Annotated in this window: 10 protein-coding genes; 5 read left to right on the top strand and 5 right to left on the bottom strand. The window is 62.0% G+C overall.

The window, feature by feature from the left end; all coding sequences use genetic code 11:
• Nucleotides 1–23 precede the first annotated feature (23 nt).
• From ASD12_RS27215 to aspS, 3 genes are all read left to right on the top strand, one after another.
• Nucleotides 24–1028, top strand: coding sequence for an NADP-dependent oxidoreductase (locus ASD12_RS27215; RefSeq protein ID WP_057144192.1), 1005 nt, complete (start codon nucleotides 24–26; stop codon nucleotides 1026–1028).
• A gap of 74 nt (nucleotides 1029–1102) precedes the next feature.
• Nucleotides 1103–1525, top strand: coding sequence for a hypothetical protein (locus ASD12_RS27220; RefSeq protein WP_056593966.1), 423 nt, complete (start codon nucleotides 1103–1105; stop codon nucleotides 1523–1525).
• A 362-nt stretch (nucleotides 1526–1887) separates the two neighbouring features.
• Complete coding sequence (gene aspS, locus ASD12_RS27225) at nucleotides 1888–3678, top strand: aspartate--tRNA ligase (RefSeq protein WP_056594533.1); 1791 nt, start codon at nucleotides 1888–1890, stop codon at nucleotides 3676–3678.
• A 114-nt stretch (nucleotides 3679–3792) separates the two neighbouring features.
• Here the strand turns inward: aspS and ASD12_RS27230 are convergent, their stop codons facing one another.
• Both ASD12_RS27230 and ASD12_RS27235 read right to left on the bottom strand, forming a co-directional pair.
• Nucleotides 3793–4983 carry a hypothetical protein gene (locus ASD12_RS27230; protein WP_056593971.1) on the bottom strand — a complete coding sequence of 397 codons (1191 nt, stop codon included), beginning with the start codon at nucleotides 4981–4983 and terminating at the stop codon, nucleotides 3793–3795.
• 102 nt (nucleotides 4984–5085) lie between these two features.
• Nucleotides 5086–5355, bottom strand: a complete 270-nt coding sequence (locus ASD12_RS27235; protein WP_162252291.1) for a hypothetical protein — start codon at nucleotides 5353–5355, stop codon at nucleotides 5086–5088.
• On the opposite strand from ASD12_RS27235, the gene parC reads away from it, so the two are divergent.
• Both parC and ASD12_RS27245 read left to right on the top strand, forming a co-directional pair.
• Nucleotides 5311–7563, top strand: a complete 2253-nt coding sequence (parC, locus tag ASD12_RS27240) for a DNA topoisomerase IV subunit A (RefSeq protein ID WP_056593977.1) — start codon at nucleotides 5311–5313, stop codon at nucleotides 7561–7563. The genes ASD12_RS27235 and parC overlap by 45 nt on opposite strands.
• Before the next feature lie 236 nt (nucleotides 7564–7799).
• Nucleotides 7800–9014 carry an AI-2E family transporter gene (locus tag ASD12_RS27245; protein WP_056593991.1) on the top strand — a complete coding sequence of 405 codons (1215 nt, stop codon included), beginning with the start codon at nucleotides 7800–7802 and terminating at the stop codon, nucleotides 9012–9014.
• Between the two features lie 18 nt (nucleotides 9015–9032).
• Here ASD12_RS27245 and ASD12_RS27250 read toward each other — a convergent pair whose 3' ends face one another.
• From ASD12_RS27250 to ASD12_RS27260, 3 genes are all read right to left on the bottom strand, one after another.
• On the bottom strand, nucleotides 9033–9929 hold the full coding sequence (locus ASD12_RS27250; protein ID WP_056593994.1) for a DMT family transporter: 897 nt from the start codon (nucleotides 9927–9929) through the stop codon (nucleotides 9033–9035).
• A gap of 129 nt (nucleotides 9930–10058) precedes the next feature.
• On the bottom strand, nucleotides 10059–10823 hold the full coding sequence (locus ASD12_RS27255; protein WP_056593998.1) for an arginyltransferase: 765 nt from the start codon (nucleotides 10821–10823) through the stop codon (nucleotides 10059–10061).
• A 140-nt stretch (nucleotides 10824–10963) separates the two neighbouring features.
• Nucleotides 10964–11434 (bottom strand): RDD family protein, encoded by a 471-nt coding sequence (locus ASD12_RS27260; protein ID WP_056594001.1) that lies wholly within the window; start codon nucleotides 11432–11434, stop codon nucleotides 10964–10966.
• Between the last annotated feature and the right edge of the window lie 135 nt (nucleotides 11435–11569).

Genomic DNA, 11569 nt, shown 5'->3' on the forward strand with positions numbered 1-11569 from the left:
TGGAGGTTCCAGTGAGCGATATAATGAAGGCGGTCCGGCTACACGTATTCGGCGGTCCCGAGGTGCTGCGCTATGAAGATGCGCCGAAACCTGAGCTAGATTCGGGCGAGGTGCTCGTCCGCGTTCACGCCATCGGTATCAATCCTCCCGACTGGTACCTGCGCGACGGGTACAAGATGCTTCCTCCCGAGTGGCAACCGCAGGTGTCCTTTCCCATCATTCCGGGAACGGACATATCGGGGGTTGTCGTAGCGGTCGCCAAGGATGTCGAGATCTTCTCCGTCGGAGACGAAGTATACTCGATGGTTCGCTTCCCCGTGGGCCTTGCGGGGGGCAGCAAGGCTTATGCCGAGTATGTCAGCGTGCCGGCGTTGGAACTTGCGCTCAAGCCGGCCGGCATTGATCATGTGCATGCCGCCGGAGCGCCGATGTCGCTGCTCACCGCGTGGCAGTTCCTGATCGAGTTGGGGCACAATGAACCGAACCCGCTTCAGCCCAACCAGCATGAGCCGGTGCCACTCAAGGGGAAGACCGTCCTGGTAAACGGCGCCGCAGGCGGTGTGGGGCACTTCGCCGTGCAGATAGCGAAACTGAAAGGTGCGCACGTCATCGCCGTGGCATCGGGCAAACATGAGTCGCTGCTACGCGATCTCGGCGCCGACGAGTTCATCGACTACACCAAAACGCCGCCCGAGGACGCGGCCCATGACATCGACCTTGTCGTCGATGCCCTTGGCGGACCGAGCACCGGGCGTTTCCTGCGCACGCTTAAGCGCGGCGGTGCATTGTTCCCAGTGTTCCCCCTGGGCTTCTCCGGTGCGGAGGAGGCCGAGAAGCTGGGCGTCACGGTTTCGGCCACCCAGGTCCGTTCGAGCGGGGCTCAGTTGAGGGAAGTCGCCCGCTTCCTCGATGACGGGACGATCCGCGTCGTCCTGGACAGCGTCTATCCGCTTGCCGACGCTTGCAAGGCCCACGCGCGGGCAGCCCAAGGGCACATTCAAGGCAAGATCGTGCTCAACGTGGATTGAAGGCCGAAGCTTGAAGGATCGTCCTTTCGCTGGCGCCTCGTCGCGAAAGTGAAAGCTATGGAAGAAGCAGCTTGATGACCACGGACGCAAAGATCTGCCACGGAACGAAGGCTTGGTTTGAGATGGTGGGGACGTTGATGAGCGAAGTGGCTTCGCAGTCCGGACTTTCGCCAGAACTCAATCTTTCGCTGGTTGAGCGCTACACTGACGGAGTCGAACTGTCCGAAGGCCTTGTCCAAGGCCTTCGCTTCGACATCCTCAGGGGCAAGCCGTCGTTCAGGGTTGGGGCGCGGCGGGACGAGTGGGCGGACGTGATGATCGAGATAACGGCCGCGGCAGCGCGGAAGTTGAACAGACTACGCAGCGCCGATCCGAACTATACCGCCGCGCTCGAAGGCTTTTTGAGCACGGGTGAGATGCGGGTGCAGGGCGACCCTTCGCGCATGGGTGGCTGGCTGAACGCGGTACACGATCGGATCGTGAATCGTACAATTTAGCGCGCGAGATGGGGACGGAACTTCTGCCTGAACTGCTGATCGCGGATGATCCTCACCAGGAAGACTGGAGGGAGTAGAGGAGAGCAACGTGGAGGCGTGCTCCCTTTGCAATCTTGTTCTCGGAAGGCGACCGTCTTGCAATGATCACTTTGATCCAGGCACTGGCGCTGAACGACGGTCGCTTTCGGATTACCTCTCAGCCGTGCGGAACGCCGACTGGGGGTCGAAATCCGAAGTTCAAACTGAGATGCCGCCCAAGACCGCTTGCCTTGACAAAGGCGGCCTCTCATGCGCTTTTCGCGCAAATTTCGAGCCGGCCCGTCGGCCCCGTAACCCAGCACCCCGGACTTTTACCAATGACAATGCACCGTTACCGAAGCCATACCTGTGCCCAGTTGAGGAAGAGCGACGTCGGATCGACCGTTCGCCTGTCGGGCTGGGTGCATCGCGTGCGCGATCATGGCGGCCTGCTCTTTATCGACCTGCGCGACCATTATGGCCTGACCCAGATCGTCGCCGACCCCGATTCGCCGGCCTTCAAGGTCGCCGAGACGGTGCGCGGCGAATGGGTCATCCGCGTCGACGGCGAGGTCAAGGCGCGCTTACCCGAGACCACCAATGCCAATTTGCCGACCGGCGAGATCGAGATTTTCGCCCGCGAGATCGAAGTTCTGTCGGCGGCCAAGGAACTGCCGCTGCCGGTGTTCGGCGAGCCGGACTATCCCGAGGATATCCGCCTGAAATACCGCTTCCTCGACCTGCGCCGCGACACGCTGCACAAGAATATCGTGGCACGCACGAAAATCATCGCCGAGATGCGCAAGCGCATGACCGATGTCGGCTTCACCGAATTCTCGACGCCGATTCTCACCGCCTCGTCGCCGGAAGGCGCGCGCGACTTCCTGGTGCCGTCGCGCATCCATCCCGGCACCTTCTACGCGCTGCCGCAGGCGCCGCAGCAGTACAAGCAACTGATCATGGTGTCGGGCTTCGACCGCTACTTCCAGATCGCCCCCTGCTTCCGCGACGAGGACCCGCGCGCCGACCGTCTGCCCGGCGAATTCTACCAGCTCGATCTCGAAATGAGCTTCGTCGAGCAGGACGACGTGCTGTCGACCATGGAACCGGTCATGCGTGGGGTCTTCGAGACCTTCGCCAACGGCAAGCCGGTGACGCAGAAGTTCCAGCGCATTCCATATGATGTCGCCATGCGCAAATACGGCTCCGACAAGCCCGACCTGCGCAACCCGATCGAGATGCAGGCCGTCTCCGAGCATTTTCGCGATTCCGGCTTCAAGGTGTTCGCCAACATCCTGGCCAACGACCCGAAGGCCGAGGTGTGGGGCATTCCGGCCAAGACCGGCGGCAGCCGTGCTTTCTGCGACCGCATGAATTCCTGGGCGCAGGGCGAGGGTCAGCCGGGGCTCGGCTATATCTTCTGGCGCAAGGAGGGCGACAAGCTCGAAGGCGCCGGTCCGCTGGCCAAGAACATCGGCGAGGAGCGCACCGAGGCGATCCGCCTTCAGCTCGGCCTTGCCGACGGCGACGCCGCTTTCTTCGTCGCCGGCGATCCGAAGAAGTTCGTCTCTTTTGCGGGTGCGGCGCGCACCCGCGCCGGCGAGGAGCTGAACCTTGTCGACCGCGAGCGTTTCGAACTGTGCTGGATCGTCGACTTCCCGTTCTTCGAGTGGAATGAGGAAGAGAAGAAGATCGACTTCGCCCACAATCCGTTCTCGATGCCGCAAGGCGGCATCGATGCGCTGAATGGCGAGGACCTGCTCGGCATCAAGGCATTCCAGTACGACATGGTCTGCAACGGTTTCGAGATCGCCTCCGGCGGTATCCGTAACCATCTGCCCGAAACCATGGTCAAGGCGTTCGAGACGGTCGGGCTGGACCGCGCCACGGTCGAGGAGCGCTTTGGCGGCCTATACCGCGCCTTCCAGTATGGCGCGCCGCCGCATGGCGGCATGGCTGCCGGCGTCGACCGTGTCGTCATGCTGCTGCTCGGGGCGAAGAATCTGCGCGAGATCACCATGTTCCCGATGAACCAGCAGGCCTATGATTTGCTGATGAACGCGCCGTCGGAAGCGAGCCCGCAGCAGCTTCGCGACCTGGCGCTGCGCGTCGCGGTGCCCAAGAAGGACGCCTGATCGCGCTTCGGCGACGCTTTAAAGAACCGCCCGAACCGATTCTTTCGATTCGATAATCCCACGAAAAAGCCCGGCATCGCTGCCGGGCTTTTTCGCATGTTGAGGTCGCTTCGATCAGTCTTCGTTGGCCTTGACGGCGACGCCGAGCGTCTTAGGCAGGTCGAGCGGGTTGGACATGGCGCCCGCCATGATCAGCGCGAACGGCACCGATGCCGGCGGCTCGGCCGAGACTTCGAGGCTCTTCGGATCGTCGAGATACTTGCTGACCGCGGCCGTCACCTGTGCCGTCAGCTCGGGATTGTTGAGCTGCGCCATGCCGAACGGCACGATTGCCTTGGCCTGGTTGGCGATGTCCTTGCCGGACATGCCTTGCTGCTTGCCGACATAGTCCAGCACCTTGTTGGTCAGCGAATCGTCGTCGAAGCGGATCGAGGCACTGTTGAACGAAAGCTGCTGCAACAGGCCGAGCATCGCCATGCCTTGTGCCGAATTGTCGGCGCCTTCAGGCTGTGCCGCCATCTTCTTCTGCATTTCCTGCAGCGACTTGATGAAGTCCATCGTGTAGCCACCAAGATCGAAGGTCATGCCAAGCGTGCCGGCATTTTCGACGGAGATGTCGTATTTCGACAGTTCCATCTTGCCGTCCGTGGGCTGCCACGTGCCGGCCATCTCGAGATTGCCCGCGATGTTCTGGTAGCCAAGCGCGTTGATGACTTCCTTGGACTTGGGATCGTCGACCAGCGTCAGGTCGGCGTTGAACTTTTCCGTGGTGGCGGTGAATTCCATCGCCTTGCCGTCCGCCGGCGGCGTGATCTCGATGGCAAGCCCGTCCATCGAGAAGGCGGTCTTGTCGGCAACCTTGACGGTCATGTTCGAGAGTTCGGCGGACTTGTACATCATCAGCGAGCCCAGCGGGCCGGTGGCACCGTCGGCCGGAACGGTCATGTCATGAATGACGAAGGGGCTGAGATCGAGAGTGACGCCGTCCTTGCTGTGCGCGAAGGCAGCCGTCGAGACGGTGGCGATGTCATAGCCGCCATTTGCCTCGGTGACGCCTTCGAGCTTGACGTCGCCGATGGTGAGCGCTTCCTTTTCCGCCGCCGGTTTGATGGCAACCCCCTGCAGCACCATGTTGGTGTTGTCACCGGTCACGCCGGTCCAGGTGATGTCGACGCCCTGGGCGGCAAGCGCTGCCTTCAGCCGGTCGGCAACCGCCGCATCCTGGGCGAGAGCGGCATTCAGCGGCAGCGTGAGCAGGAAGGTCGAAAAGGCGAATTTCTGGAGAGTTGAACGTTTGATTGTCATCGCAAGGTCCCTGAGAGTGTCCTGAAATTATTTTTCAATTCTATGCGCCATCACCATTCCGTGACGAACTGGACGGGAAAAAGGCGTGTCCCGGCACAATGGTCAAAAATCTCGGTGAAAGGCAAACTCGATCCCACCGTCTTTGCGCAAACCGGTGACTTTGTCATGAAGAGCCGGTGGCCTGATATCATCGCGCTTGGCCATAGAACCCGCATGTAACAGGCTGATGTTGGTCGACATCGTCAAGCGCATGGTTTCATGTTGCACAAGCGCCGGTATATCGGCCTGCCTCTTGCCGCGAATCACCCGCTCGGCTAGTCCCAGCCCATGGGAAAAAGGCATTTGCCGCCTGAAAATGGCGGTGGCGATCATATCGAGCCGGTCGATCTGAAGAAGGCGCTGGAAGAGCGCTATCTGGCCTATGCGCTGTCGACCATCATGCACCGGGCGCTGCCCGACGTGCGCGACGGACTGAAGCCGGTCCATCGCCGCATCATGCACGCCATGCGCCTGCTGCGGCTCAATCCGGACCAGGGCTTTGCCAAATGCGCCCGCATTGTCGGCGAGGTGATGGGCAAGTTCCACCCGCATGGCGACCAGTCGATCTATGATGCGCTGGTGCGGTTGGCGCAGGATTTCTCGATGCGCTACCCCTTGGTCGACGGGCAAGGCAATTTCGGCAACATCGACGGCGATAACGCTGCCGCCATGCGCTACACCGAAGCGCGCATGACCGATGTGGCGACCGAACTGTTGTCCGGCATCACCGAGGACGCCGTCGACTATCGGCCGACCTACAATGAAGAAGACGAGGAGCCGGTGGTTTTGCCCGGCGCCTTTCCGAACCTGCTGGCCAATGGCTCGTCCGGCATCGCGGTGGGCATGGCGACATCGATCCCGCCGCACAACGCGGCCGAACTGTGCGACGCGGCACTGCACCTGATCGAGCATCGCGACGCGCCGGTGGCGAAGCTGATGGACTTCGTCCAAGGGCCGGATTTCCCGACCGGCGGCATCATCGTCGACAGCCGCGCCTCGATCCTCGAGGCCTATGAAACCGGCCGCGGCGGCTTCCGCGTGCGGTCGAAGTGGATCCAGGAGGACCAGGGCAGGGGCACCTGGAGCATCGTCGTCACCGAAATCCCCTATGGCGTGCAGAAGGCGCGGCTGATCGAGAAGATCGCCGAGCTGCTGATGGCACGCAAGCTGCCGCTGCTCGAGGACATCAGGGACGAGAGCGCCGAGGACGTCCGCGTCGTGCTGGTGCCGAAGAGCCGTTCGGTCGATCCGGGCATCCTGATGGAATCGCTGTTCAAGCTCACCGAGCTCGAAAGCCGCTTCCCGCTCAACATGAACGTCCTGTCGCGCGGCAAGGTGCCCAACGTGCTGTCGCTGAAGGGCGTCCTGCAGGAATGGCTCGAGCACCGCCGCGAGGTTTTGGTCCGTCGCTCGAAACATCGGCTTGGCGAGATCGAAAGACGGTTGGAGATTCTTGCCGGCTACCTGATTGCCTACCTCAACATCGACGAGGTGATCAGGATCATCCGCGAGGAGGATGAGCCAAAGCAGGTCATGATGGCCCGCTGGTCACTCACCGACACCCAGGCCGAAGCCATTCTCAACATGCGGCTGCGCGCTCTGCGTAAGCTTGAAGAATTCGAGATCCGTAAGGAATTCGACGGCCTGAGCGCCGAGAAGAAGCAGATCGAGGCACTGCTTGCTTCAAACGAGAAGCAGTGGGCGACGATCAAGTGGGAAGTCACCAACATCCGCGACAAGTTCGGCCAGGAGACCGAGCTTGGCAAGCGCCGCACCCAGTTCGCCGACGCGCCCGAGCATGATCTGACCGACATTGCGCACGCCATGATCGAGCGCGAGCCGGTCACCGTGGTCGTTTCGGAAAAGGGCTGGCTGCGGGCCATGAAGGGGCATCTGGCCGACCTCTCGACGCTGACCTTCAAGGAGGGCGACAGCCTTAAGCTCGCCTTCCATGCCCAGACCACCGACAAGGTGCTGGTCTTCACCACCGGCGGCAAGTTCTACACCATCGGCGCCGACCGGCTGCCTGGCGGACGCGGCCATGGCGAGCCGATCCGCATCATCGTCGACATGGACAATGACCAGGACATCGTCACCGCCTTCGTTCACGACCCGAAGCGCAAGCTGCTGCTGGCCTCGCACGACGCCAATGGTTTTATCGTGTCGGAGGAGGAAGTCGTCGCCAACACCCGCAAGGGCAAGCAGGTGATGAACGTCAAGGCGCCGGACGAAGCCAAGCGCTGCATCCCGGTCACCGGCGACCATCTCGCCATCGTCGGCGAGAACCGCAAGATGTTGGTGTTCGCGCTCTCCGAGATTCCGGAGATGGGCCGCGGCAAGGGCGTACGGCTGCAGAAATACAAGGACGGCGGCCTTCTCGATCTCAAGCCGTTCACGCTGGAGACCGGCCTCTCCTGGCAGGATTCAGCGGACCGCACCTTCACCCGGTCGCGCGAGGAACTGGCCGAATGGATCGGCGCCCGTGCCTCGGCCGGCCGCATGGTGCCGAAGGGATTCCCGAGGACGGGGAAGTTTGGATGACGCTGCTAATCTCCCCCCTAAAGGGAGGAGATGGTCGCCGCGCATGAAGCGCTAGCCTCCTCTTCTGTTTGCGACAGGGCTGGCGTCAGGTCGTCCCGACCCCCTCTGCCGCCTTTGGCGACGTCTCCCCCTCGAGGGGGGAGATCAACAGCTCCACCCAATCATTTGGACTATCGTCACGATTGCTGCACTATATCAGTGCATAAGCTGGAGGGGTATTTGGGAGAGGCAGGCGTTTGAAGGAATCCAGAATCCAGAAACCGGAACGGCAGCAGCGCCTGTTCGGCCTGTCGACGCCGCTGCGGGCGGCCGTCATTCCGCCGCTGTCGGCGGCGCGCTGGCTGCTGGTTCTGATCGTCGCCGCCGGCGTCTATTTCTTCCATGGCTTCCTGTTTCCGGTGCTGGCAGCGCTCGTCATCGCCTTCGCCAGCTGGCCGCTCTACCGGCGCCTGCTTGTTGCAGTCAGCGGCAACCGCACCATCGCCGCGACCTTTGCCATCCTTTTCATCCTCGCCTTCCTGGTGATACCGATCGCGCTCGCCGGCACCTATGCGATCAACGAGGTCCGCGAATGGGTCGCCTGGGCGATCGAGACCAACCGGCACGGTGCCGTGACACCGCACTGGATCGCCACCATGCCTGTCGTGGGCGAGTGGCTGAACGAACAGTGGACGACCAATTTTGGCCATCCCGGCGGCATCGGTGAACTGATCCAGCTGGTCAGCGGCGCCAACATCGGCAGCATCTATCGCGGCGTCCTGGCCGCCGGCGGCAGTGCTTTCGGCCTGCTCCTGACGCTGCTGTTCATGATGATCGCGCTGTTCTTCGCTTATCGCGACGGCGAGCACTTTGCCGGCCAGGTGGACCGCCTTGGCGAACGCATCCTGCCGACCAGATGGGAACGGATCTCGCGCGTCGTTCCGGCGACAATCTCTTCGACCGTCACCGGCATGACCGTCATCGCCATCGGCGAGGGGCTGGTGCTGGGCATTGCCTATTGGCTGGCCGGCGTGCCGTCGCCAGTCACGCTTGGCGCCCTGACCGGCGTCATGGCGCTGATCCCCGGTGGTGCACCACTGTCCTTCACCCTAGTCTCGATCTACCTCGCCGCCAGCGGGTCGCCGATGGCCGGGCTGGCGCTGTTCCTCTGGGGCGCGGTCGAGCTGTTCATCGTCGACAAGACACTGCGCCCGAAACTGGTCGGCGGGCCGATAAAACTGCCCTTCCTGCCGACCTTTTTCGGCCTGATCGGCGGCGTCAAGACCATGGGGTTTCTTGGCCTGTTCATCGGCCCGGTGCTGATGGCCCTGCTGGTCGCGATCTGGCGCGAATGGCTGCGCGAGGTGGAGCTAGCCGATGAAATCGCCCCGGGCTCGCCAGCCGAAATCGAAGCCGGTCCACAAATCGAAGTCCTGCCGGAACCTGACGTGGCGAAGAAGGCCAGCGCCTGATCTCGAAAGCCGCCTGCGCTATACTGGATGATGCACCGCAAGGTCGCTACGCCGCTTGCGTCCGTCGTGCAGTTGCCAGAGCGAATGCGCGATCAGCGTGACGACCAGGATCGCACCGCCGATCATGCTGTTGCGGGTCGGTGTCTCCGCGAAGATCATCCACACCCAGACCGGCGCCAGCACTGTTTCGAGCAGGTAGAACATCGCCACTTCCGGTCCTGAGATGTATTTCGGCCCGTTGGCGAGGCAGAAGAACGCGATCGGCATTATGACGGCGCCGTTGAGGATGATCCACCATGGCGCCTCCACCTGAAAGCCGGTCTTGGAGACCATGAACGCCGCCAGCCCGAAAGGCAGGATGACGCCGACCAGCGCGGTAAAGCCCATGTCCTTGCCGCTGGCGCGTGAGATGGTGATGGCGCAAGCGATCAGGAAGGCCGAATACAATGCCATCAGGTCGCCGAACAGATATCCGGTGCCGACGGAATCGCCGACGATGATGACGACGCCGACGATCATCATCGCCATTGCCGCAAGGGTCAGCGGCCGCGGCCGCTCCCTGAGGAACACCCACGACAGCAGCGCGGCGAACATGGTGGTGAAGGCCAGGATGAAAACCAGGTTGGCGGTCGAGGTGTTGTAGACGCCGGTGATGAAAGCAATCGCGCCGAGTCCGTAGATTGCGGCAACGATCAGGCCCGACCAACCCGGGATGAGCTGCGGCGCATTTTTGCTGAACGAGCGCCAGACGGTCCACATGATCAGAGCCGCAGCCAAGGTGCAGCCAGTGCGCAGCAGCAAGATCGTCCACGCCTCGCCATGGGCGAGCCGGATCAGCGGGATGTCCACGGTCAGCGTCAGTCCGCCAAAAGCGGTGAGCAGAAGTCCTTTGGTATGAGTATCGTGAGATGACATGCGGCGACTTTCGCAATGAATTCGGGAGAGGATGGCGGATCGGCGCAATCGCACGCTCTCCGTCAACCAGCGGAAAGACCGGCATCATCTCAAGTGAAAATGTTTAGGCCCGGACTTGGGAAAGGATAATTAGCGCGTGACCGCTTCGTTGGTGTAGCGCTCCCAGCCTTTCGGGCCGAGATGTTCCTGCGGCATGAAGCGCATCTTATAATTCATCTTGCGCGAGCCGTTGACCCAGTAGCCGAGGTAGACATGGGGCAGGCCCATCGCCCTGGCGCGGGCGATGTGGTCGAGGATCATGAACGTGCCGAGCGACCGCTCTTCGAAATCGGGATTGAAGTAGGAATAGACCATCGACAGGCCGTCGGCCATCTTGTCGGTGAGCGCCACCGCGATCAGCTCACCCTGTCCCTTGCCGGTGATGAAGGTGTCGGGTCCGCGCCGCCGATACTCGATCACCTTGGTGTCGACATGGGTGTCCTCGACCATCATGGCATAGTCGAGCACCGTCATGTCGGACATGCCGCCACGGCGGTGGCGGGCATCGAGGTAGCTGCGGAACAGGGAATATTGTTCGGTCGAGGGCTCGGCGTTGTGCATGTGGCCGACGAGGTCGGAATTGTGCTGCAGCACGCGCTTCATGTTGCGGCTGGCGACGAATTCGTGGGCGAGGATGCGAACCGAAACGCAGGCGCGGCACGTCTCGCATGCCGGCCTGTAGGCGATGTTCTGCGAGCGCCGGAAGCCGCCTTGCGTCAACAGGTCGTTCATCTCCGCCGCCTTGTCGCCGACCAGATGCGTGAACACCTTGCGTTCGAACTGGCCGTCGAGATAGGGACACGGCGACGGCGCGGTCAGGAAGAATTGCGGCGACTGAGTCGGATGGTGCGTCATCGAGCCTTGGAAACACTCCTTCGAATCGCTCTACCTTTGGCTCGGACGGCGAAAAATTCAACAGGATTGTGGAGGCGTGGTGGACTCGACGCCTTCATATTTGCGCTCAATCGGTCGCGACTGCTCTTCAGAGGGCCTTTTCAGCGGTCGGTACGGCTGACGACCGTACCCAGCAAAAGGTCGTGCAAGGTGCGCTTGCGGTCGGAAAACAGCGTCACCAGCAGCACCAGCGGCGACAGGATGACGTTGCCCGCCCAGAACAGCACCGAATGGACCACCGCGGTGAGACCGTCGATCGGCCTGCCGTCGAGTCGGTCGAGGCGGATGCCCATCATCTTCATGCCCGTGGTGGCTTGGTCGGTGCTGCCCAGCGTGTTCCAGATGTAGAGGATGGCGACGGCCGGCACCAGGACGCCGAACAGCATCCAGCCAAGGCCGAGGGTCAAAAGCCCGAGGAAGAACACCAGAATGGCAAACGGAATGGTGAGCAGCGCGACGATGATGTAGTCGATCACGAAGGCCAGGATGCGCTTCGTGCGCACGCCGTCATAGGCCCTGACATCGTCAAGCCTGCTGGTGATGATTTCGCCGTCGAGAACGCGCGCGTTCATGTCATTTCCTCGTAACAGGGACCCTGCATAGGGTGCGGGCCGCTCAGCAATGAAATGGTGAGGGCCTGCCGCGGAATCAAGATCGGGCTTTTTGCGGCGCACGAGTTCAAACAGCGTGAGATGCAATCTGAACCG

Origin of the sequence: Mesorhizobium sp. Root102 (assembly GCF_001425625.1) — a bacterium.
Classification (GTDB): domain Bacteria; phylum Pseudomonadota; class Alphaproteobacteria; order Rhizobiales; family Rhizobiaceae; genus Mesorhizobium.